16 protein-coding genes and 1 pseudogene are annotated in these 21,797 nt (G+C 72.7%); 12 read left to right on the top strand and 5 right to left on the bottom strand.

Annotation, left to right across the window (positions count from 1 at the left end; translation table 11 throughout):
• The first annotated feature begins 21 nt into the window (after positions 1 to 21).
• Positions 22 to 1,422 carry a GNAT family N-acetyltransferase gene (locus LQU92_RS02100; RefSeq protein ID WP_230660355.1) on the top strand — a complete coding sequence of 467 codons (1,401 nt, stop codon included), beginning with the start codon at positions 22 to 24 and terminating at the stop codon, positions 1,420 to 1,422.
• 176 nt (positions 1,423 to 1,598) lie between these two features.
• On the top strand, positions 1,599 to 3,080 hold the full coding sequence (gene rpsA / locus LQU92_RS02095) for a 30S ribosomal protein S1 (RefSeq protein WP_230660352.1): 1,482 nt from the start codon (positions 1,599 to 1,601) through the stop codon (positions 3,078 to 3,080).
• A 99-nt stretch (positions 3,081 to 3,179) separates the two neighbouring features.
• On the opposite strand, the gene LQU92_RS02090 is transcribed toward rpsA, so the two are convergent.
• Positions 3,180 to 3,887, bottom strand: a complete 708-nt coding sequence (locus LQU92_RS02090) for a YigZ family protein (RefSeq protein WP_230660349.1) — start codon at positions 3,885 to 3,887, stop codon at positions 3,180 to 3,182.
• A 34-nt stretch (positions 3,888 to 3,921) separates the two neighbouring features.
• Here LQU92_RS02090 and coaE point away from each other — a divergent pair, with 34 nt between their 5' ends.
• The 7 genes from coaE to LQU92_RS02055 all read left to right on the top strand — a co-directional run bounded on the left by coaE (position 3,922) and on the right by LQU92_RS02055 (position 10,580).
• Positions 3,922 to 4,530 carry a dephospho-CoA kinase gene (gene coaE / locus LQU92_RS02085; RefSeq protein ID WP_230660347.1) on the top strand — a complete coding sequence of 203 codons (609 nt, stop codon included), beginning with the start codon at positions 3,922 to 3,924 and terminating at the stop codon, positions 4,528 to 4,530.
• Between the two features lie 134 nt (positions 4,531 to 4,664).
• Positions 4,665 to 6,428 (top strand): BCCT family transporter, encoded by a 1,764-nt coding sequence (locus tag LQU92_RS02080; protein ID WP_101852467.1) that lies wholly within the window; start codon positions 4,665 to 4,667, stop codon positions 6,426 to 6,428.
• Between the two features lie 63 nt (positions 6,429 to 6,491).
• A complete protein-coding gene (locus tag LQU92_RS02075) occupies positions 6,492 to 6,761 on the top strand; it encodes a hypothetical protein (RefSeq protein WP_083529576.1) in 270 nt (89 codons plus the stop codon).
• A 198-nt stretch (positions 6,762 to 6,959) separates the two neighbouring features.
• The gene (locus LQU92_RS02070) at positions 6,960 to 7,787 is read left to right on the top strand and encodes a DUF1206 domain-containing protein (RefSeq protein WP_101852466.1); all 828 of its coding nucleotides are present in this window, start codon (positions 6,960 to 6,962) and stop codon (positions 7,785 to 7,787) included.
• 114 nt (positions 7,788 to 7,901) lie between these two features.
• Positions 7,902 to 8,162 (top strand): hypothetical protein, encoded by a 261-nt coding sequence (locus LQU92_RS02065; RefSeq protein ID WP_230660344.1) that lies wholly within the window; start codon positions 7,902 to 7,904, stop codon positions 8,160 to 8,162.
• Between the two features lie 107 nt (positions 8,163 to 8,269).
• Positions 8,270 to 9,667 carry a VWA domain-containing protein gene (locus tag LQU92_RS02060; protein WP_230660341.1) on the top strand — a complete coding sequence of 466 codons (1,398 nt, stop codon included), beginning with the start codon at positions 8,270 to 8,272 and terminating at the stop codon, positions 9,665 to 9,667.
• 46 nt (positions 9,668 to 9,713) lie between these two features.
• Complete coding sequence (locus LQU92_RS02055; RefSeq protein WP_230660338.1) at positions 9,714 to 10,580, top strand: fructosamine kinase family protein; 867 nt, start codon at positions 9,714 to 9,716, stop codon at positions 10,578 to 10,580.
• A gap of 7 nt (positions 10,581 to 10,587) precedes the next feature.
• Here LQU92_RS02055 and LQU92_RS02050 read toward each other — a convergent pair whose 3' ends face one another.
• The 3 genes from LQU92_RS02050 to LQU92_RS02040 form a co-directional block, all read right to left on the bottom strand.
• A complete protein-coding gene (locus LQU92_RS02050; RefSeq protein WP_058858652.1) occupies positions 10,588 to 11,292 on the bottom strand; it encodes a TrkA family potassium uptake protein in 705 nt (234 codons plus the stop codon).
• Positions 11,293 to 11,357: 65 nt separating this feature from the next.
• Positions 11,358 to 12,794: a TrkH family potassium uptake protein gene (locus tag LQU92_RS02045; protein ID WP_230660335.1), complete on the bottom strand. Its 1,437-nt coding sequence runs from the start codon at positions 12,792 to 12,794 to the stop codon at positions 11,358 to 11,360.
• 50 nt (positions 12,795 to 12,844) lie between these two features.
• Entirely contained in the window at positions 12,845 to 13,714 is an 870-nt protein-coding gene (locus tag LQU92_RS02040) for an SDR family oxidoreductase (RefSeq protein ID WP_230660332.1), read from the bottom strand.
• A 145-nt stretch (positions 13,715 to 13,859) separates the two neighbouring features.
• On the opposite strand from LQU92_RS02040, the gene uvrB reads away from it, so the two are divergent.
• From uvrB to LQU92_RS02025, 3 genes and pseudogenes are all read left to right on the top strand, one after another.
• A complete protein-coding gene (gene uvrB, locus LQU92_RS02035) occupies positions 13,860 to 15,971 on the top strand; it encodes an excinuclease ABC subunit UvrB (protein ID WP_101852459.1) in 2,112 nt (703 codons plus the stop codon).
• A 305-nt stretch (positions 15,972 to 16,276) separates the two neighbouring features.
• Positions 16,277 to 17,278, top strand: a pseudogene (locus tag LQU92_RS02030) (TerC family protein); the annotation flags it as partial.
• A gap of 465 nt (positions 17,279 to 17,743) precedes the next feature.
• Complete coding sequence (locus tag LQU92_RS02025) at positions 17,744 to 19,069, top strand: TerC family protein (protein ID WP_230660330.1); 1,326 nt, start codon at positions 17,744 to 17,746, stop codon at positions 19,067 to 19,069.
• Between the two features lie 115 nt (positions 19,070 to 19,184).
• Here LQU92_RS02025 and LQU92_RS02020 read toward each other — a convergent pair whose 3' ends face one another.
• Positions 19,185 to 21,797, bottom strand: a complete 2,613-nt coding sequence (locus tag LQU92_RS02020) for an RNA helicase (RefSeq protein ID WP_230660327.1) — start codon at positions 21,795 to 21,797, stop codon at positions 19,185 to 19,187.

Here is a 21,797-nt window from a genome sequence, read left to right as displayed (position 1 = left end):
GCCGAGACGAAGGAGGCCGCCGTGGCGGACCGAGCGCAGCAGCCCACCGAGCCCCCGGCCGTCCAGGAGTACGCGGCGGGCGGGCACGAGTACACGGTCACGCGCTTCCGCGTGGACCCCGGCGGGCCCTCCGCCAACCCCGAGGCGGTCGAGTGGGTGCGCGCCGTGCGCCAGGGCTTCCACCAGACCGAGCCGACCCCGCAGACCCTCGAGCGGACCCTCGCGTGGCTGCACGAGGACCGGGTGCTGCTGTGCGCCGCCCACCCGCGGGAGGTCCCCGAGGCGGCGCTGCCCCCGCGCCGGCCCGCGGCGACGTTCGCGTCCTGGGAGGGCACGCTCAACGTGGGCGGCCTGGCCCTGCTGCCGGCCCGGCTGATCTCCGAGGTGACCGTGCGCCCCACCCACAGCCGCCGCGGGCTGCTGCGCACGCTGATGGGCACGGAGCTGGCCGCGGCCCGCGCGGCCGGGCACGCGGTGGCGCTGCTGACCGTCACCGAGGCCACGATCTACGGCCGCTTCGGCTTCGGGGCGGCGACCTTCGACCGCACGGTCGAGGTCAGCGCCACGCCCCGGCTGCGGCTGAAGGCCCCGACCTCCGGCACCGTGGAGCTGGCCGACCCCGAGGCGCTGCGGGAGCTGGCCCCGCGGCTGTTCCGCCGCTTCCACGAGAGCTCGCACGGCTCGGTCAGCCGCGTGTCCTACCACTGGCGCGAGTACACGGGGGAGTACGGGCTCACGGCCCAGGAGCCGGACCCCGCGGTGCGCTGCGCGGTCCACCACGACGAGCACGGCCGCCCGGACGGGTGGGTGACCTACCGGTTCGAGCCGACGACCGGCTACCCGCTGACGCTGACGGTCGTCGACCTCGTGGGCGCGAGCCCGGACGTCTCGATCGCCCTGTGGGAGTTCGTCACCTCCCTGGACCTCGTGGACCGGGTCCGCTTCGGCCGCGCCCCGGTGGAGGACCCGCTCGCGTGGGCGCTGGCCGACCGCGGCGACTACCGGGTGACGGGGGAGTCGGACCGGATCTGGCTGCGGGTGCTCGACCCCGTCGCGGCCCTCGCGGCGCGCTCCTACACGGCCCGCCGCCGCGTCGTGCTCTCGGTCGTGGACCCGATGGGCCACGCCGACGGGCTCTTCGCCCTCGACACCACGGGAGGGACGCCCGTGGTGGAGCGCGTCGGGGACCGGCCCCGCACCGCCGACGACGACGCCGGGGCCTCGTTGCCGGCGGTGGAGCTGCCGCCGGGGGCGGACGCCGCGATGCGCGTGGACGCGCTCGGGTCGCTGTACCTCGGGGCGGTCAAGGCCAGCACGCTGGCGCGGGCGGGGCTCGTCGTGGCCCGGGACGAGGACGCGCTGCGGGCGCTGCAGGACCTCATGGAGACCCCCACGGCCCCCTACGGCGTCACCCAGTTCTGAGGGGGGACCCGCCACCGCGCCCGGGGCGTGTTGACCGCGTTTTGGCCCGACCGTAGACTGACCCGGTGCGTGCTCTGCACGTGCCCTGTCCACAAGTCCTCCGGACCGGACCGCCGCCCGCACGGGCGGCACCGTTCCGGCTGATCAGAACCTATCCCCATCGGAGCCCCTACTACATGACCACCACCACCCCGCAGGTCGCCGTCAACGACATCGGAACCGAGGAGGACTTCCTCGCCGCCGTCGACGCGACCATCAAGTACTTCAACGACGGCGACCTCGTCGAGGGCACCGTCGTCAAGGTCGACCGCGACGAGGTCCTTCTCGACATCGGCTACAAGACCGAGGGCGTCATCCCGTCCCGCGAGCTGTCCATCAAGCACGATGTCGACCCCGACGAGGTCGTGACCGTGGGTGACGAGGTCGAGGCTCTGGTCCTCACCAAGGAGGACAAGGAAGGCCGCCTGATCCTGTCCAAGAAGCGGGCTCAGTACGAGCGCGCCTGGGGCGACATCGAGAAGATCAAGGAGGACGACGGCGTCGTCACCGGCACCGTCATCGAGGTCGTCAAGGGCGGCCTCATCCTCGACATCGGCCTGCGCGGCTTCCTGCCCGCCTCCCTCGTGGAGATGCGCCGCGTGCGCGACCTCGCGCCCTACATCGGCCAGCAGATCGAGGCGAAGATCATCGAGCTGGACAAGAACCGCAACAACGTGGTCCTGTCCCGCCGCGCCTGGCTCGAGCAGACCCAGTCCGAGGTTCGCTCCAACTTCCTGCACAAGCTCGAGAAGGGCCAGGTCCGCACGGGCACGGTCTCCTCGATCGTCAACTTCGGCGCGTTCGTCGACCTGGGCGGCGTGGACGGCCTCGTGCACGTCTCCGAGCTGTCCTGGAAGCACATCGACCACCCCTCCGAGGTCGTCGAGGTCGGCCAGGAGGTCACGGTCGAGGTCCTGGACGTCGACATGGACCGCGAGCGCGTCTCCCTGTCGCTCAAGGCGACCCAGGAGGACCCCTGGCAGCTGTTCGCCCGCACCCACGCCCTCGGGCAGGTCGTGCCGGGCAAGGTCACCAAGCTCGTCCCCTTCGGTGCGTTCGTGCGCGTCGAGGACGGCATCGAGGGCCTGGTGCACATTTCCGAGCTGGCCCAGCGCCACGTGGACATGGCCGAGCAGGTCGTCTCCGTGGGCGAGGAGCTGTTCGTGAAGGTCATCGACATCGACCTGGACCGCCGCCGCATCTCGCTGTCGCTCAAGCAGGCCAACGAGGGCGTGGACCCGGACTCCACCGAGTTCGACCCGGCCCAGTACGGCATGGCCGCCGAGTACGACGAGCAGGGCAACTACAAGTACCCCGAGGGCTTCGATCCCGAGACCAACGAGTGGATCGAGGGCTACGAGGAGCAGCGCGCCGCCTGGGAGCAGCAGTACGCCGACGCCCAGGCCCGCTGGGAGGCCCACAAGGAGCAGGTTCGCAAGTCGATCGCCGAGGACGCCGAGGCGGCCGCCGGCGGCACGACCTCGTCCTCCTCCTCCTCGTCGTCGTCCTCCGCGCCGGCCCCGACCAGCTACTCCTCCGAGGCTCCGGCGTCCGACTCCGGGACGCTGGCCTCCGACGAGGCCCTGGCCGCGCTGCGCGAGAAGCTCACCGGTCAGTGACCCGGTAGCGGCGCCCCGGCAGCGGTGCCCGCACCGCGCCCGAGCCCCACGAACGGCCCCCGCCCCCAGGGCGGGGGCCGTTCGCGCGTGCGGGGGTCCTCAGCGGGGCAGGTCGACCCAGTCGGTGCCGGCCGGGCGGAGCACGCCCGTGCCGGCGGTGAGGGACGCGACCCGGGCTGCCAGGCCCGCGGCGGCGTCCCCGTCGTCGGGCACGGCCAGCAGCAGCTCGGCCCCGGCGGGCCCGTAGGCGGTCCCCAGCACGAGGGTCCCCGCGGCGCGCAGCTCGTTCTCCAGCCGCCCGGCCTCGGCGTGCCCGGCCGGCAGGGACCACCGGCGCAGCCGCTCACGGTCCACGAGCGCCGCGGCGTCGAGGGCCCGCGAGACCGCCTCGGAGTAGGCGCGCACGAGCCCGCCGGCGCCCAGCAGCGTCCCGCCGAACCAGCGCACGACCACGGCGGTGACGTCGGAGAGGTCGGTGCGGTCCCGGCCCTGCGCGTCGGCGCCGGTGCGGCGCTGGACGAGGGCCTCGAGCATGGGGATCCCCGCGGTCCCGGCGGGCTCGCCGTCGTCGGAGGAGCGCTGGACGTCCCGGTCGGGGCCCAGCACGAAGGCCGAGCAGTGGTGGCGGGCGTCGTGGTGCTCCCGGCGCAGCCGCTCGGTCAGCGCCCGCGCCTCGGTCTCGGTCCCGGCGCGGCCCAGCACGGCCAGGAAGCGCGAGCGCTTGATCTCCAGCTCGGCCACCGCCTCCGTGCCCGCGGCCAGGGTCGTGTAGCGGGTGGCGCGGCTGAGGGCGGGCTCGGGGTCCATGCCCGACAGCCTAGGACCCGGCTAGCATGGGGGCGTGCTCACCATCGGACTCACGGGCGGGATCGCCTCCGGCAAGTCCACGGTCGCCCGCCGCCTCGCCGAGCGCGGGGCCACCGTCGTCGACGCCGACGCCATCGCCCGCGCCCTCCAGGAGCCCGGCGAGCCCGGGCTCGAGGGGATCGTCGCCGAGTTCGGCCCCGGGGTGCTGACCCCCGAGGGGCGCCTGGACCGGCCCGCCCTCGGGGCGCTCGTCTTCGCCGACCCGGCGGCGCGCGCCCGCCTCAACGCCGTGATCCACCCGCTGGTCCGGGCCGAGGCCGAGCGCCTGGCCGCGGCGGCGGGGGAGGACGCGGTGCTCGTGGAGGACATCCCCCTGCTCGTGGAGACCGGACGGCACGACCGCTTCGACCTCCTCCTCGTCGTCCAGGCACCCGAGGAGGAGCGGGTGCGGCGGATGGTCGAGGACCGGGGGATGACGGCCGCGGACGCCCGGGCCCGGATCGCCGCGCAGGCCACCGACGCCGAGCGGGCGGCGGTCGCCACGACCGTGCTCGTCAACGACGGCACCCCGCAGCGGCTACGCGAGCGGGTCGACGCCTGGTGGGACGCCGAGGTCGCCCCGCGGCGGCGGACCCCCGCCTGACCCGCCCGGGAGGGCCACGGGGGAGCGGGGCGGCTCCCAGCGCGCGATAAGGTGCTGTGCAACCGAAGCAACACCCCGAGACACGGCCGCCGGCCGTTCGAAGGAGCAGCCGGCGACCGGGGAAGTACCCTGCGATGCTCGACAGACTCCACGACGCTCTCCGCCTGCGGACGAGCCCCACCATCTTCTTCGGCTCGGCGGCAGTGATCCTCGTCTTCGTCGTGCTGACCCTCGTGTTCACCGACACCATGGACGCGGTCTTCGCCCAGGGCTCCGCCTGGGTCATCGAACAGCTGGGCTGGTTCTACATCCTCGGCGTGACCGTCTTCCTGCTCTTCCTGGTCTACCTGATGATCAGCCGGTTCGGACAGGTCCGCCTGGGCGCCGACGACGAGCGGCCCCAGCACAGCAACATGTCCTGGTTCGCGATGCTCTTCGCCGCCGGCATCGGCACGATCCTGATGTTCTGGGCCGTGGCCGAGCCCGTGAACCACTACGCGAACCCGCCCCGCCAGGGCGTGGCCCCCGAGTCCATGGAGGCGGCGACCGAGGCGATGGGCTTCACGCTCTACCACTTCGGGCTGCACACCTGGACGATCTTCACCCTCCCGGCCCTGGCCTTCGGCTACTTCATGTACAAGCGCAACCTGCCCCCGCGCGTGTCCTCGATGTTCCAGCCGCTGCTGGGGGAGCGCATCCACGGTCCCGTGGGCCGGGTCATCGACATCCTCGCGATCGTCGGCACCCTCTTCGGCGTGGCTGTCTCGATCGGCCTGGGCACGATGCAGATCAACAGCGGCCTGGCCCGCCTGTTCGGTATCTCCGAGTCGGCGCTGTCGCAGATCCTCATCATCACCGCCGTGAGCATCGTCGCCGCGGTCTCCGTGGCCCTGGGCCTGGACCGCGGCATCAAGCGGCTGTCCAACGCCAACATCCTCATCGCGATCGCCCTGCTCGTGTTCATCCTGGTCTCCGGGCCCACGGTGATGATGCTCAAGGGCACGGTCGAGTCCGCCGGCACGTACCTGTCGATGCTGCCCGCCCTCGCCTTCTGGAACGACACCCTCGCCGACACCGGCTGGCAGAGCGGGTGGACGGTCTTCTACTGGGCCTGGACGATCACCTGGTCGCCGTTCGTGGGGATCTTCATCGCCCGCATCTCCCGCGGGCGCACCATCCGCCAGTTCGTCTCCGGCGTGCTGGCCCTCCCCACGCTGTTCACGATCATCTGGTTCGGCATCTTCGGGATGGGGGTGTTCGACATCGAGCGCAACGGCGACGGCGGGCTGGTGGAAGCCGTGGTCACCGAGGGCGACATCCCCGGGGCGATGTTCGTCTTCCTCGAGAACTTCCCGCTGTCCACGGTCACCTCGGCGGTGGGCGTGCTCATCGTGGTGTTCTTCTTCATCACCTCCATCGACTCCGCCGCCCTGGTCATGGACACCATGGGCAGCGGCCACGAGGAGGAGTCCCCGGTGCTCCAGCGGGTGTTCTGGGTCGTGGCCATCGGCGTGATCGCCGCGATCCTGCTCACCGCCACCGGCGCCGAGGGCCTCACCGCCCTGCAGAACGTCGCGATCCTCATCGGCCTGCCGTTCTTCGTGCTCGGCTACGTGATGATCTACTCGCTGCTGCGCGCCCTGCGCGAGGACGCCGGCGAGGTCGGCGTGCTGCCCACCCGCCGCTGGCGCCGCGTGCTGCCCCCGGAGGAGTTCCAGCGCCGGACCACGACCGGTCAGCTCGACGAGGGCGTCGTCGTCGCCCCGGACTACGTCGAGGGCTCCGAGCCGGACAACGCCCCGCCGATCGAGCACCCCGCGCAGCCGGACTACGTGCAGGCGTACCACACGGGCTCGATGCGCACGGTCCGCCCCGAGGAGCAGCGGATCCGGCCCTGACCCCGGCCGCGGGTGCGGGTCTACACTGGTCGCACCTGCACCCGCGGCCTCCAGGGGGACGCCATGAAGAGACAGCACGAGGGAACCGGCGGGCCGGAGGTGCCGCGCTCCTCCCTCCTCGACCGCCTCAACCGGATCGCGATGCGCGTGTACGGGCCGGGGGACCGGGCGCCCCAGGACGCCGCCGGCGCCCCGATCAGCCCCGCCGCCGAGCAGTGGTACCGCGAGGTCTGCGAGCACTTCCAGATCGAGCGGGACGAGCACGGCAACGAGTACCTCTTCCACCGGGACGACTCCGCCGAGCAGCCCCGGACCGGTTCCGAGCGCAACTGAGCACCCGCCCCGGCCGCAGCCGCCGGGCGCCGGCACGGGGCGCCGCCCGAACGGGCGGCGCCCCGTCGTCGTTCGCGAGCCCCGCAGCGGGCTCCGCACGGGCCGCCGCCGTGCGAGCCTCCCGCGCCCCACAACGGCGTCGTGACGGGGACCCTCCGGGGTGGGAGGATTGGGACACCACACGGGAGCGGGGGCGTCATGGGCGAGGTCGGTCGGCAGGTCCGGAGGGCGGCGGGCGCCGCCGAGGACGCGGGGGACTCGCGCGGGCTGCGGCTGGCCGCGCGCGTGGGCTACGCGGCCTCGGGGCTGCTGCACCTGATGATCGGCGTCATCGCCCTGCGCGTGGCCGGCGGCGGCTCCGGCTCCGCGGACCAGAGCGGCGCCGTCGCCCAGCTCGCCGCGAGCCCCGGCGGGGCGGTGCTGCTGTGGGTGTGCTTCCTCGGCTCGGTGGCGCTGGCGGTGTTCCTGCTCAGCGAGGCGCTCGTCGGCGCCCGCCGGCTCGACGGCAAGGAGCGCGCCCAGCACCTGCTCAAGCACCTCGGCCAGGCGGTGGTCTACGGGGCGATCGGGGCGACCTTCGGCGCCGCCGCGCTCGGCGGGGGCGGTGACTCCAGCGCCGCGAGCCAGTCCTGGAGCGCCCGGCTCATGGCCCACCCGGCCGGCACGGTGCTGCTCTACCTCGTCGGCGCCGGCATCGCCGTGGCCGGGATCTGGTTCGTCCACCGCGGGGTGACCCGCGGGTTCCTCAAGCACTTCGGCGAGCTGCCCCCGGGACGCGCCGGGGATGCCGTCACGTGGCTCGGCACGGTCGGGTATGCGGCCAAGGGCGTGGCCCTGGCCGTGCTCGGCGGCATCGTCGTGCTCGCCACCGCCCGTCACGATCCCGAGGACTCCAGCGGCCTCGACGGTGCCCTCAAGACCCTCGCCGCCCAGCCCTACGGCATGTGGCTGCTCGGGGCCGTGGCCGTGGGCCTGATCTGCTACGGCGTCTTCATGGGCGTGCGCGCCCGCTACCAGCGGATGTGACCGCGTCCCGACCCCACGGCGGGACGGGCCCGGCGACGCCCGCCGTGCCGGGCCACCTCGCCCCGGCGGGCGTCGGTCGCCCGGGGCGCCTCCCGCGCCCCGTAGGGTCGGGGGATGAGCACCGCACCGCAGGGCCGGACCGAGGGGCCCGGCAAGGGACCGTTCCTGACCGCCCTCCTGCTGGGCGGTCTCTACCCCGCGCTCTCCCGGCTGGTCGACAGTTCCGTGGTGGCCCTCGTCTGCTCGGTGGCCCTGGGCTTCGTGGTCTCCGGGCTGCTGCGCCAGCGGGCGCAGGCCCGCGACGCACCGACGTCGTCCCACGTGCCAGAAGGCCGTGAAGCGCCTTCGGACAAGGACTGCGACGAAGAACCGTGAACCAGGTCGGGCACCCGTCACGCCACCTTCTCCGCGTCGCGGTCTGCGCCGATCCGCGACGTATGGTGGGCGAAAGCAAACACCCGAGGACCGAGGAGAGGCCCGCCGTGCGCAGCAGCCTGCAGTTCCCCCTGACCGTCGTCTGCGCGGCCGCGCTGCTGACCGGCTGCGCGGGCGGTGCCGGGACGACCACCGCCCCGGAGAGCGCCGGGGCCTCGGCGACGGCGGCCGCCCCGTCGTCGTCGGGCGCGGATCCCGGCACCACGCCCTGGACGGCCGACCACGGGCTGGCCGAGGTCCCCCTCGAGGACGCCCCGCGGGAACCGACCCCGCTGGAGCGGTCCCTGCTGGTCGAGCCCGGGCCCCACGCCGAGGAGGGCACCGACGAGGAGGTCCTCGCCGCGGCCCGCGAGCGGGACCCGCGCACCGCCGAGGAGTGGAGCGCGGCGATCCTCGCCCAGATCCACGGCGACTACGCCGAGGACGTGCGCACGACCGTGCGCTTCGACCCGGGCACCGGCGAGCGCGGCGCGGAGCCCACCGCGACCGCCACCGGACCGGCCGGGGCGCGCAGCGTGGGCACCAACCACTTCGCGCTCGTGCTCGACGCCAGCGACTCCATGGCCCTGGACGCGGGCGGCGGCACGCGCATGGACGCGGCGCGCGCGGCACTGACCGGGTTCGTCGAGGAGCTGCCGGAGGGCAGCACGGTGAGCCTGCGCCTGTACGGGCACGCCGGTGACGCCACCGAGTCCGGCAAGCGGGAGTCGTGCACGACGACCGAGGTCGTCTACTCCGGGCCCGCGGACGCCGAGGAGCTCGAGGCGGCCCTCGACGAGGTCCGCCCGACCGGCTTCACCCCGCTGGCGCGCGGCATCGAGGCGGCCGCCGGGGACTTCCCCGAGGACGCCACGGACGGCATCGTCTACGTGGTCACCGACGGCGTGGAGACCTGCGGCGGGGACCCCGTGGCGGCCGCCGAGCGGCTGAGCGCCTCGGGGATCGAGCCGGTCGTCAACGTCCTGGGCTTCCAGACCGGCGACGCCGACCAGCAGGCGCTGGCGGCCATCGCCGAGGCCGGCCGCGGGCAGTACACCCGCGCGGGCTCGCGCGCGGAGCTCGAGGCCTACTGGCGGAAGCAGAACGCGGCGATGGCCCGGGCCTGGAACGAGTGGCGCGGCACCGAGCTGCGCGAGATCAACGAGGCCGGCAACGCCAACAAGCGCCTGGCCAACGAGGTCGGCAACCGCATCAAACGCACCTCCAACGAGGAGTCCAACCGCGGCAAGCGCCTGGCCAACATGCTCGGCCAGGACGTGGACGAGCAGGTCCGCCAGGAGGTCTGGGACTTCTTCGACGAGCGCGGCAGGACGATCTGGGACTGGGGCGACCGGACACACCTGGCCAACTGGAACGCGGCCGACGACCGGCTCCAGCAGGACTGGCAGGCCGTCTACGACCGCGGCGAGGCCAAGTGGAGCGAGTACTACGAGCGCCTCCAGTAGTCCCGGGCGCCGTGTGCGGGCGGGACGGGTGCGGTAGAACGGGGGCATGAGCTCCCCGGACCTGCCCCCCGACCTGACCGCCGGCCTCGACGTCGAGCGGGCCGTGCCCGTCGGCGGCGGCGACACCGCCGCGGCCTACCGCCTGGAGACCGCCCGGGGCCCGCTGTTCGCCAAGACCGTGGCGGGCGCCCCCGAGGGGATGATGGCCACCGAGGTCGCCGGCCTCGAGGCGCTGCGCGAGCACGCCCCGCCCTCCCTGGGCGTGCCCGAGGTCGTGCGCTGGAGCGCCGGGGGCATCGTGCTCGAGTGGATCGAGGAGGGCGGCAGGCGGGGGAGGGCCACCGAGGAGGAGCTCGGGCGCGGGCTCGCGCAGCTGCACCGCACCCGCGGCCCGCACTACGGGGCCCTGGACCCGGACCTGCCCGGCTGGATCGGGTCCTCGCGCCCGGACATGTCACCGGCCGGGGACTGGGCGCAGTTCCTGCTCGAGCGGCGCATCCGGCCGCTGCTGCACGACGCGCTCGCGGCCGGGCGGATCGACCCGGTGGCGGAGGACCTGCTGGCGGAGCTCGCCCCGCGGGCCCGGGAGCTGGCGGGCCCGGCCGAGCCGCCCACGCTGGTGCACGGCGACCTGTGGGCCGGCAACCGGCTCGTGGACGTCCACGGCCGCAACTGGCTGATCGACCCGTCGTCGTACTGGGGCCACCGCGAGATCGACCTGGCGATGATGCTGCTCTTCGGCGGCTTCGGCGAGGCCTGCTTCGCCGCCTACGCGGCGCAGCACCCGCCGGCGGTGGGCTGGCGGGAGCGGGTGCCGTGGTACCAGCTCCCGCCGCTGCTGCGCCACGCCTACCGCTTCGGCGGCGGCTACGGGGACGCCGCGGTAGAGGCGATGCGCCGCCTGCTGGACTGAGCCGGCCTCAGACCAGCTCGCCGAAGGCCTCCACCGCCCGGGTGGGGCCCGTGACGAGGATCTGGTCGTCCTCGTAGAGCACGGTGCCCGGCTCGGTCGCCTCCCAGCCCTGGCCGGGGCGGCGCACGGCGACGACGGCGACCCCGTGGGCGCGGCGGACGTCGAGCGCGTCGAGCGGGTGCTGCTGCACCGCCTCCGGCGCGGGGCAGCGGATCAGCGCGAACCCCTCGTCGATCGAGAGGAAGTCCAGCACCCGCCCCTGGATGAGGTGGGCGGCGCGCACCCCCATGTCGTGCTCGGGGCTGATCACGTGGTGGACCCCGAGCTGGTCGAGGATCTCGGCGTGCGGGGTGGTGATGGCCTTCGCCCAGATCTCCGGGTGGCCGAACTTCAGCAGCCGGGAGGCGACCAGGATGCTGGCCTGGACGTCGGAGCCGATGCCCACGACGACCTTGTCGAACTCGTCCACGCCCAGCTGGCGCAGGACCTGCTCCTGGGTGGCGTCGGCGCGCACCACGGAGGTGAGCCGGCCGTTGAGCTCCTGCACGACCTCCTCGGCCGTGTCGATGCCGAGGACCTCGGCCCCGTTGCGCATCAGCTCGAGGGCGAGCGCGGCGCCGAAGCGGCCCAGGCCGATCACGGCCACGGTGGCGGGCTCGCGGCGGCGGCGCGGGGAGCGGTGGGCGGCGGAGCCGCCGCGGGCGGGGAACATGCGGGGAGCCTCCGGGGAGTCTCGGGCGGCCGGGTGCGGCCGCGGAGCGAACGGGTCGGGGTGCTTCAGCCGATCAGGGGTCGTTCCTTCGGCAGCTCGTAGAGCGTGCGGCGGGTGCGGGCGGCCAGGGCCGTGGCCACCGTGATGGGCCCCAGCCGGCCCAGGAACATCAGGGCGACGAGCACGAGCTGCGCCGCGGGGGAGAGCTGGGCGGTGATGCCCGTGGACAGTCCCACCGTGGCGAAGGCCGAGACCACCTCGAAGAGGATCCGGTCCAGGCCCAGGTCCTCGTGCAGGAGCATCAGCACCGTCGTGGCCGTGACCACGGCGCCCAGGGCGAGCACGACCACGGTGGTGGCCTGGCGCTGGACCGACCGGGAGAGCCGCTTGCCCAGGACGGTGACGGCACCCTGCCCGGTGATCTCGGCCCAGGCGACGAAGCCCAGCACGGCGACCGTGGTGACCTTCAGCCCGCCGGCGGTGCCGGCGGGCCCGCCGCCGATGAGCATGAGCAGGTCCAGGCCCAGCCAGGAGACGGGGTGCATGGCGGTGACGTCGATGCTGTTGAAGCCGGCGGTGCGGGCGATCACGGACTGGAAGAGCCCGGCGAGCAGCTTCTCGTCCGTCCGCATCGGCCCGAGCGTGGCGGGGTTCGACCACTCGACCGCGCACAGGAAGACGGTGCCGGCCCCGAGCAGGACCGCGGTGGCCATGAGCACGACGCGGGTGTTCATGCTCCACCGCAGCGGCCGGCGCCACTCGCGGCGCAGCTGCTGGAGGACGGGGAAGCCGAGGCCGCCCAGTACGACCGCGACCATGAGCGGCAGGGTGATCCACGGGTCGGCGGCGAAGTCCGTGATCGACAGCGAGTACAGGGCGAAGCCGGCGTTGTTGAACGCCGAGACCGCGTGGAAGACCCCGTGCCACAGGGCGCGGCCGGGCTCGTAGCCGTAGCCGAGGCCGAAGCGCAGCCCCAGGGCGGCGGCCACGGCGGCCTCGATCACCACGGTCGTGGCGAGGATCCGCAGCAGCACCCCGCGCATGTCCCCGTAGCCGGGGCTCTTCGTCTCCGTGGCGCTGGTGATCCGGGCCGAGAGCCCCAGGCGCCGGGACAGCAGGATCCCCAGCACCGTGGCGAAGGACATCACGCCGAAGCCGCCGAGCTGGATCAGGGCCAGGATCACGGCCTGGCCGAACGGGGTCCAGTAGACGGGGGTGTCGACCACGACCAGCCCGGTCACGCAGATCGCGGAGGCCGCCGTGAAGAAGGCCTCCAGCGGCGTGGCCCCGCCGGGGCCGGTGCGGGCGGCGGGGAGCACGAGCAGGACCGTGCCCACGACCAGTGCGGCGGCGAAGGCGCCGACGAGCAGCTGGGCCGTGCGCTTGGGCGTGACCTCGCGCGGGTCGGTGGTGCGGCGGGGACGGGGGGTCCGGGGGCGGGGCCGGGCCCGGCGGGTGAGGCGGCGGACGCGGGCCCGCAGCAGTGCCTCTTCCAACGGCATGCGCACAACCTACACCCGCCGCGGCCTCCCGGCCCGCGACGCCGGCGGGCCTACACGTAGCTGTCGCCGGCGATGGTGCGCAGGGCCTGCTCCAGGGCGGTGGTGGGCCGCCCGATCAGCCGGGACAGGTCCCCGGTGACCAGGTCCAGGGCGCCGTCCTCGATGTTCGCGTCGAGGGCCACGAGGAAGCGCGCGGTGGCCTCGTCCACCCCCGACTCCTCGAGCGCCGCGAGGTGCTGCTCCGGGCTCAGCCGGCGGTGGACCACCTCGCGTCCCAGCACCCGGGTGAGGGTCGCGGCGAGCTCGTCGTGGTCCCACGCGTCGTCCCCGGAGAGCTCGTAGGTCTGCCACGCGTGCCCGTCCTGGGCGAGCACGGCGGCGAGGCCCTCGGCGTAGTCCTCGCGGGTGGCGCTGGTCACCCTCCCGTCGCCCGCGTTGGAGAGCACGAGCCCGGTCTCGGCCGCGTAGTGCACGGCGGGCTCGAAGTTCTCCGTGTACCAGCCGTTGCGCACGATCGTCCACGGCAGCCCGGAGCCGGTGACGAGCTCCTCGGTCGCCAGGTGCTCGTCGGCCAGCAGCAGCTTCCCCCGGTCGGCGCCGAGGGCGCTGGTGTAGACGAGGCGCCCGACCCCGGTGCGCACGGCGGCCTCGACCGCGTTGCGGTGCTGGTCCACCCGGCTGCCGACCTCGCTCGAGGAGATCAGCAGGACGGCGTCGGCGCCGTCGAACGCCGCGTCCAGGCTCGCCGGGTCGCCGTAGTCGATCCGGGCGGTGGTCAGCTCCAGCTCCCGCAGGGAGCGCAGCTTCTCCCGGCTGCGGCCGGCGGCCACGAGCTGCTCACGCGGGACGTCCAGGCGCAGCAGGGCGCTGAGCACGAGCCGGCCCAGCTGCCCGGTCGCGCCGGTGATGGCGATGGTCATGGCGGTCCTTCCCGAGCCGGCCCGCGCCTGCGCGCGGTGGTGCTCCTGTCCTACGGCAGGCGGGGCGGGTTGTCCAGCACCGGGGCCCGATCGCCTCCGGAGGAACCCGCCCCGGGTGTCGGGGGCGGCGCGTAGCCTGGGGACCATGAGCCTCGCGCAGAAGATCAACCGCGTCGTCGCCCCCTTCGAGGTGATCTCCGACTACCGTCCCGCCGGCGACCAGCCGAAGGCGATCGAGGAGCTGGCCACCCGCATCGAGGCCGGCGAGAAGGACGTCGTGCTCCTGGGCGCCACGGGCACCGGCAAGTCCGCCACCGCCGCGTGGCTGATCGAGCGCGTCCAGCGGCCCACCCTGGTGATGGTGCAGAACAAGACGCTCGCCGCGCAGCTCGCGAACGAGCTGCGCGAGCTGCTGCCCAACAACGCCGTCGAGTACTTCGTCTCCTACTACGACTACTACCAGCCCGAGGCCTACGTTCCGCAGACGGACACCTTCATCGAGAAGGACTCCTCGATCAACGAGGAGGTCGAGCGGCTGCGCCACTCCGCGACCAACGCGCTGCTGACCCGCCGCGACGTCGTCGTCGTCGCCACCGTCTCGTGCATCTACGGCCTGGGCACCCCCGAGGAGTACGTCGCCCAGATGGTCACCCTGCGCCGGGGGGAGGAGATGGACCGCGACGAGCTGCTGCGCAAGTTCGTGCACATGCAGTACGCCCGCAACGACGTCGACTTCCACCGCGGCACCTTCCGGGTGCGCGGGGACACGGTGGAGATCATCCCGATGTACGAGGAGCACGCGGTGCGGGTCGAGTTCTTCGGCGACGAGATCGAGTCGATCTACACCCTCCACCCGCTCACCGGGGAGATCATCCGGGAGGAGACCGAGATGTACGTCTTCCCCGCCTCCCACTACGTCGCCGGGGCCGACCGGATGGCCCGGGCCGTGAAGACCATCGAGGCGGAGCTCGCCGAGCGGCTCAAGGAGCTCGAGTCCCAGAACAAGCTCGTCGAGGCCCAGCGGTTGCGCATGCGCACCACCTACGACCTCGAGATGATGGAGCAGATGGGCTACTGCAACGGCATCGAGAACTACTCGCTGCACATCGACGGCCGCCCCCGCGGGTCCGCCCCGCACTGCCTGCTCGACTACTTCCCGGACGACTTCCTGCTCGTGGTCGACGAGTCCCACGTGACGATCCCCCAGATCGGCGGCATGTACGAGGGGGACATGTCCCGCAAGCGCACCCTCGTGGAGCACGGCTTCCGGCTGCCCTCGGCGATGGACAACCGGCCCCTGAAGTGGGACGAGTTCCTCGAGCGGATCGGCCAGACCGTCTACCTCTCCGCGACCCCGGGCAAGTACGAGCTCTCCCAGGCCGACGGCTACGTCGAGCAGATCATCCGCCCCACCGGGCTGGTGGACCCCGAGGTGATCGTCAAGCCCACGAAGGGCCAGATCGACGACCTCCTCGAGGAGATCAACCTGCGGGTCGAGCGCGACGAGCGCGTGCTCGTGACCACGCTGACCAAGCGGATGGCCGAGGACCTCACCGAGTACCTCATGGAGCACGGGGTCAAGGTCCAGTACCTGCACTCGGACGTCGACACCCTGCGCCGCGTCGAGCTGCTGCGCGAGCTGCGGATGGGCAGCTTCGACGTCCTCGTGGGCATCAACCTCCTGCGCGAGGGCCTGGACCTGCCCGAGGTCTCCCTCGTGGCGATTCTCGACGCCGACAAGGAGGGCTTCCTGCGCTCCACGACCTCCCTGATCCAGACCATCGGGCGCGCGGCCCGCAACGTCTCCGGGCAGGTGCACATGTACGCCGACCGGATCACCGACTCGATGGCCACGGCGATCGACGAGACGAACCGGCGCCGGGCGATCCAGGTCGCCTACAACGAGGAGCACGGCATCGACCCGCAGCCGCTGCGCAAGCGGATCGCCGACATCACGGACCAGCTGGCCCGGGAGGAGGAGGACACCCGGGAGCTGCTCGCCCAGCGCGCCGCGGCCGGGAAGAAGACCGCCGCCACCGGGGGCCGGGACGCCGCGGCCGCCGCCGAGGACAAGCTGCGCCACGACGGCCTGGCCGCGGCCCCCGCCGAGGACCTCACCGACCTCATCGCCCAGCTGACCCAGCAGATGCAGGCCGCCGCCGAGGAGCTGCAGTTCGAGCTCGCCGCCCGGATCCGCGACGAGCTCGGGGACCTGAAGAAGGAGCTGCGGCAGATGCAGCAGGCCGGCCACGCCTGAGCCCGCGCCCCGGGAGGCCCCGCCGGGGCGCGCCCGCGGTCGCGGGTCCTCCGGGCGGCTGCGCACGGGGCCCGCCGCGGGGTGGGGTAGAGTGCTCCCCGCGCAGGGGAGTATCCCTCAGCGCTGCGGTCGTCAGCACGCCGGGCAACGGAGCCGGGCCGGTCGCAGCGGTCGCACCCCGGCACGGGCCCCACCCGGCCGGGACCGGCGGAGAGACTTGCGGCCCATCGTGATGCCCCGGCCGGCCCCGCCCCACGGACGACGCCCGACCGCGGGCGCACCCGTCCCCAAGCGAAAGAACTCGCGTGCACACACAACTGCCTGCGTGGTTCGAGATCGGCTCCTTCGTCGTCCTCGGCTGCATCCTGCTCTTCGACCTGGTCCTGGTCGCCAAGCGCCCCCACGAGCCCTCCATGAAGGAGGCCGGCACCTGGGTGGGCGTCTACGTGGCGCTCGCCCTCGTCTTCGCCGGGCTCATGTTCGTCTTCGCCGGCGTCGAGCCCGGCACCCAGTTCGTCGCCGGCTGGATCACCGAGTACAGCCTGAGCATCGACAACCTCTTCGTGTTCATCGTGATCATGGCCCGCTTCTCCGTGCCCCGGAAGTACCAGCAGGAGGTGCTGATGGTGGGCATCATCATCGCGCTCGTCCTGCGCGGGGTGTTCATCCTGCTGGGCGCCACGATCATCGCCAACTTCTCCTGGGTCTTCTACCTCTTCGGCGCGTTCCTGCTGTGGACCGCCTGGCAGCAGGCCAGGGACGACGGCGAGGACGAGGCCGAGGAGAACGGCCTCATCCGCCGCCTGCGCACCGTGGTGCCCATGACCGAGCACTACGACGGCAACCGGCTGCGCACCACCGTGGACGGCAAGCGGGTGTTCACCCCCATGCTCGTGGTCTTCGTCACCATCGGCGTGACCGACCTGATGTTCGCCTTCGACTCGATCCCGGCGATCTTCGGCCTCACCCAGAGCCCGTTCATCGTCTTCACCGCGAACATCTTCGCCCTCATGGGCCTGCGCCAGCTCTACTTCCTGCTGGGCGGGCTCATGGAGCGGCTGATCTACCTCAAGCACGGCCTGTCCCTGATCCTCGCCTTCATCGGCGTGAAGCTGCTGCTGCACGCCATGCACGAGAACGAGGTGCCGTTCATCAACGGCGGCGAGCACATCGGCTGGGCGCCGGAGATCCCCACGTTCGTGTCCCTGGGCGTGATCGTGGCGATCATCGCCGTGGCCACGATCGCCTCGCTGCTCAGCCCCCGCGGCCGCTCCGCCCACGCCGCCGCCGAGCTGCAGCGGGCCATCGACAGCTACCGCTCCCTCGGTCAGGACGCCGCGACCGGGCAGATCCGCCAGGTCCAGGCCGAGCTGGTGCGCACCCACGGCACCGCCGAGACGGCGGCCCGCCGGGCCCCCGTCCAGCTGCCGGACGTGCACGAGCACACGGGCAAGACCCTGGACGAGCACCGCGCCGAGAGCGCGGCGCACCGGCCCGGGCAGCCGGCCGGGCACTGACCGTCGACCCGCCGGGACCGCTGAGGGCCCGCCCCGCCGCACGGCGGGGCGGGCCCCGCCCGTTCCCGGGGCCGACGACGGGGCCCGTATAGACTGGCCGCAGCGTAGGGGAGTATCCCTTCAGCGCTGCGGACGTCAGCACGCCGGGAGCCAACGGGCCCGGCCGGGCGCAGCGGCCGGTCCCGGTGAGCCACAGGCGCCGCGGGCGGCGGAGAGACTTACGGCTGTCCCGTCCCCGACCCCGAAAGCGAAACCATGGAAGTCTCGACCACCGTGTGGGTGCTGACGATCGTCGCGATCGTCGGCCTCCTGCTGTTCGACTACGTGTTCCACGTCCGCAAGGCCCACGAGCCGCAGCTGAAGGAGGCGGCGATCTGGTCGGCGATCTACGTCGGCCTCGCCCTCGTCTTCGGCCTGTTCGTCCTGTGGGAGTGGGGCGGACGCTACGCCGGCGAGTACTACGCGGGCTACATCACCGAGAAGGCCCTGTCGGTCGACAACCTCTTCGTGTTCCTGATCATCATGGCCTCCTTCAAGGTCCCGCGCGCGGACCAGCAGAAGGTCCTGCTCTTCGGCATCACCTTCGCCCTGGTCGCCCGCACCGCCCTGATCTTCGTGGGCGCCGGGCTGATCAACCAGTTCGCCTGGGTCTTCTACCTCTTCGGCCTGATCCTGCTGCTGACGGCCGGGTCGCTGATCAAGGGCGAGCTCTCCGAGGCCGACCACGACGAGGCCGACAACTTCGTGGTGCGCCTGGCCAAGCGCTTCATCCACACCACCGACTACTACGACGGCGACAAGCTGTTCACCGTCCACAACGGCAAGCGGGCGATGACCCCGATGCTGCTGGTGATGGTCGCCATCGGCGGCACCGACGTGCTCTTCGCCCTCGACTCGATCCCCGCGATCTTCGGGCTGACCCAGGAGACCTACCTGGTGTTCACGGCCGTGGCGTTCTCGCTGATGGGCCTGCGCCAGCTCTACTTCCTCATCGACGGGCTGCTGGACCGGCTCATCTACCTCTCGTGGGGCCTGGCGATCATCCTCGGCTTCATCGGCGTGAAGCTCATCCTGCACGCCCTGCACGAGAACACCCTGGGCTTCATCAACAACGGCGAGCACGTGGAGGTCGTCGAGGTCTCCATCGGGCTGTCCCTGACCGTGATCATCGGCGTGCTGGCCGTGACGATCCTGGCCTCCCTGTACAGCCCCAAGGGCCGCGCCCTGCGCACCATCAGCGGCCTGCAGCAGGTCGCCGAGCAGTACGTGACCCTGCCGCAGGACGCCCCGGAGGACCGCCGGCGGGCCCTGGCCACCCGGGCCGGCCGGCTCCAGGAGCAGATGGCGAAGGTCTCCCCGAAGCACCGGGAGGAGCTCATCGAGTCCGAGAAGCACTTCCACGACCTGCTGGACCGGGTCCGCGGCAAGCACCGCGAGTTCGAGGCCACCGGCGTGGCCCCCGAGCCCGACCCCGTCCCGGACCCCGAGGCGGAGTCCGTCGAGGGCGCCCGGGCGGACACCCAGCAGGCCGCCGGGACCACCACCCCGGACGGCCCCCGCGGCGGCAGCTCGGCGGTCTGACCCCGGCGGGGAGCACCCCGCCCCGCAGCGGCGCAGCCCCAGGTGCGCACCGAGCAGGTGCGCACCGGGGGCTGCGCCGTCGTCGGGTTCCCGAGCGCCCCGGTGCCCGGGCCGGTCAGCGGCCGGTCTCGGTCACCGGCCCCACGTTGTCGACGAGCACGGCCGGGAAGCCGTCCTCGTCGGAGGCCCGCAGGTCGATGCGGGCGTTGATCCCCCAGTCGTGGTGGCCCTCCGGGTCGTCGAAGACCTGCAGGACCGTCCAGTACCCGGGCATGCCCTCGGGGTGCTCGTCGATGCGCACCAGCCCGGGTCCGCGCGACTGCGGGTCGGTGTAGAGGTCCTCGTGCTCGTCGAAGTAGGCGTCCATCGCCTCCGCCCACCGGTCGCGGTCCCACCCGTGCTCGCCGTCGAGGGCGCCCAGGACCTTGTCCTTCTCGTCGGCGAACAGCTCCACCCGCTGGAACAGGGCGTTGCGCACCATCACCCGGAACGCCCGGGGGTTGGCGGTGATGGCGGGGGGCTGCTCGTCGATGAGCTCCTCGAGGGAGTCGGCGGTGGTGCCCATGGGCGACTCCTCGCCGGCGGCGAGCTTCTCCCACTCGTCGAGCAGCGAGTTGTCGGTCTGGCGCACGAGCTCCCCGAGCCACTCGATCAGGTCCGAGAGGTCCTCGCGCAGCAGCTCCAGGGGCACCGTCTGGCGCAGGGCCTTGTAGGCGTCGGAGAGGTAGCGCAGCAGGATCCCCTCGGAGCGGGCCAGCCCGTAGAACTGCACGTAGTCGCCGAAGGTCATCGCGCGCTCGTACATGTCCCGGACCACCGACTTCGGGGTCAGCTCGAACTGGGCGACCCACGGGGCCGAGGCGCGGTAGGTCTCGAAGGCCTGGCCCAGCAGCTCCTCGAGGGGCTTCGGGTAGGAGACCTCCTCGAGCTCCTTCATCCGCTCCTCGTAGTCCAGGCCCTCCGCCTTCATCGCCGCGACCGCCTCGCCGCGGGCCTTCTTCTCCTGCAGGTTCAGCACCTGCCGCGGCTTCTCGAGGGTCGCCTCGATCACGGAGACGACGTCCAGGGCGTAGGAGGGGTCCTCCGGGTCGAGCAGGGTCAGGGCCGCGAGCGCGAAGGGGGACAGCGGCTGGTTCAGGGCGAAGTTCTCCTGCAGCTCCACGGTCAGGCGCCAGGTGCGGCCCTCCTCGTCGGGCTCGGCCAGCCGCTCGACGACGCCGGCGGCGCGCAGCTCCTTGAGGATCCCGATGGCCTGCTTGACCAGGGCCCGCTGCCGCTGCGGGGTCTCGTGGTTGTGCGTCAGCAGGTGCCAGGCCGCCAGGACGGTGTCGCCGGGGCGCTGGAGGATGTTGAGCAGCATCGAGTGGGTGACCGTGAAGGAGGAGCTCAGCGGTTCGGGCTCGGCGGCCACGAGGGTCTCGAAGGTCGGCTTCCCCCAGGAGACGAAGCCCTGCGGGGGCTTCTTCCGCGGGACCTGGCGCAGCTTCTTCTGGTCGTCGCCGAACTTGGCGTGGGCCTTCTTCAGCGCCTTGGTGTTCTCGATGACGTGCTCGGGGGCCTGGACGACCACGGTGCCGGCGGTGTCGTAGCCGGCCCGCCCGGCGCGGCCGGCGATCTGGTGGAACTCGCGGGCGTTGAGCCGGCGGGTGCGCTCGCCGTCGAACTTGGACAGGGCGGTGATGAGCACGGTGCGGATGGGCACGTTGATGCCCACCCCGAGGGTGTCGGTGCCGCAGATGACCTTCAGCAGCCCGGTCTGGGCGAGCTGCTCGACGAGGCGGCGGTACTTGGGCAGCATCCCGGCGTGGTGGACGCCGATGCCGTGGCGGACCAGCCGGTTGAGGGTCTTCCCGAAGCCCGCGGCGAAGCGGAAGCCGCCGATCAGCTCCGCGATCCGCTCCTTCTCCTCCTTGGACAGGACGTTGACGGACATCAGGGACTGCGCCTGGTCCATGGCCTGCAGCTGCGAGAAGTGCACCACGTAGACCGGGGCCTGGTTCGTGCTCAGCAGCTCCTCGAGGGTCTCGTGGATGGGGTCCTCGGACCAGTAGTGGTGCAGGGGGATGGGCCGCTCGGCGGAGGAGACCGTGGCGGTCGGGCGGCCGGTGAGCTCGGTGAGGCCCTCCTCGAAGCGGCTGACGTCGCCCAGGGTGGCGCTCATCAGCAGGAACTGCGCCTGGGGCAGCTCGAGCAGCGGCACCTGCCACGCCCAGCCGCGCTGGGGGTCGGCGTAGAAGTGGAACTCGTCCATGACCACGGGCCCGAGATCGGCGTCGCGGCCCTCGCGCAGGGCCACGTTGGCGAGGATCTCGGCGGTGCAGCAGATGATGGGGGCCCCGGCGTTGACGGCGGAGTCGCCGGTGACCATCCCGACGTTCTCCGCGCCGAAGATCTCCACGAGCGCGAAGAACTTCTCGGAGACCAGGGCCTTGATGGGCGCGGTGTAGTAGGAGCGCTGCCCGGCGGCCAGGCCGGCGAAGTGCGCGGCGATCGCCACGGTGGACTTCCCGGAGCCGGTGGGGGTCGCCAGGATCACGTTGGCGCCGCCGGAGAACTCGAGGACGGCCTCGTCCTGGGCCGGGTAGAGCTCCATGTCCCGGGAGGCGATCCAGCCGAGGAAGCCCTCGTAGACCTCGTCGCCGGAGAGGGGGTTGGTGACGAAGTCGCCGCGGTCGTACGGGTGGCCGGGGGTGCCGAGCTCGGGGGAGAGGGCTTCGAGGAGTGTCAT

The sequence above is a fragment of the Kocuria sp. LUK genome (assembly GCF_021012935.1).
GTDB lineage: Bacteria > Actinomycetota > Actinomycetes > Actinomycetales > Micrococcaceae > Kocuria > Kocuria flava.
The sequence above is the reverse complement of the archived record's forward strand: the minus strand, read 5'-3'. Positions and strand labels throughout refer to the sequence as shown.

What these genes read in the sequence shown, in the direction of transcription:
- uvrB (WP_101852459.1), top strand. Translation starts at nt 13,860, where the DNA reads ATGAGCCTCGCGCAGAAGATCAACCGCGTCGTCGCCCCCTTCGAGGTG.
- LQU92_RS02075 (WP_083529576.1), top strand. Translation starts at nt 6,492, where the DNA reads ATGAAGAGACAGCACGAGGGAACCGGCGGGCCGGAGGTGCCGCGCTCC.
- LQU92_RS02090 (WP_230660349.1), bottom strand. Translation starts at nt 3,887, where the DNA reads ATGGACCCCGAGCCCGCCCTCAGCCGCGCCACCCGCTACACGACCCTG.
- LQU92_RS02025 (WP_230660330.1), top strand. Translation starts at nt 17,744, where the DNA reads ATGGAAGTCTCGACCACCGTGTGGGTGCTGACGATCGTCGCGATCGTC.
- LQU92_RS02020 (WP_230660327.1), bottom strand. Translation starts at nt 21,797, where the DNA reads ATGACACTCCTCGAAGCCCTCTCCCCCGAGCTCGGCACCCCCGGCCAC.
- LQU92_RS02080 (WP_101852467.1), top strand. Translation starts at nt 4,665, where the DNA reads ATGCTCGACAGACTCCACGACGCTCTCCGCCTGCGGACGAGCCCCACC.
- LQU92_RS02045 (WP_230660335.1), bottom strand. Translation starts at nt 12,794, where the DNA reads ATGCCGTTGGAAGAGGCACTGCTGCGGGCCCGCGTCCGCCGCCTCACC.
- LQU92_RS02050 (WP_058858652.1), bottom strand. Translation starts at nt 11,292, where the DNA reads ATGTTCCCCGCCCGCGGCGGCTCCGCCGCCCACCGCTCCCCGCGCCGC.
- LQU92_RS02070 (WP_101852466.1), top strand. Translation starts at nt 6,960, where the DNA reads ATGGGCGAGGTCGGTCGGCAGGTCCGGAGGGCGGCGGGCGCCGCCGAG.
- LQU92_RS02065 (WP_230660344.1), top strand. Translation starts at nt 7,902, where the DNA reads ATGAGCACCGCACCGCAGGGCCGGACCGAGGGGCCCGGCAAGGGACCG.
- LQU92_RS02055 (WP_230660338.1), top strand. Translation starts at nt 9,714, where the DNA reads ATGAGCTCCCCGGACCTGCCCCCCGACCTGACCGCCGGCCTCGACGTC.
- rpsA (WP_230660352.1), top strand. Translation starts at nt 1,599, where the DNA reads ATGACCACCACCACCCCGCAGGTCGCCGTCAACGACATCGGAACCGAG.
- LQU92_RS02040 (WP_230660332.1), bottom strand. Translation starts at nt 13,714, where the DNA reads ATGACCATCGCCATCACCGGCGCGACCGGGCAGCTGGGCCGGCTCGTG.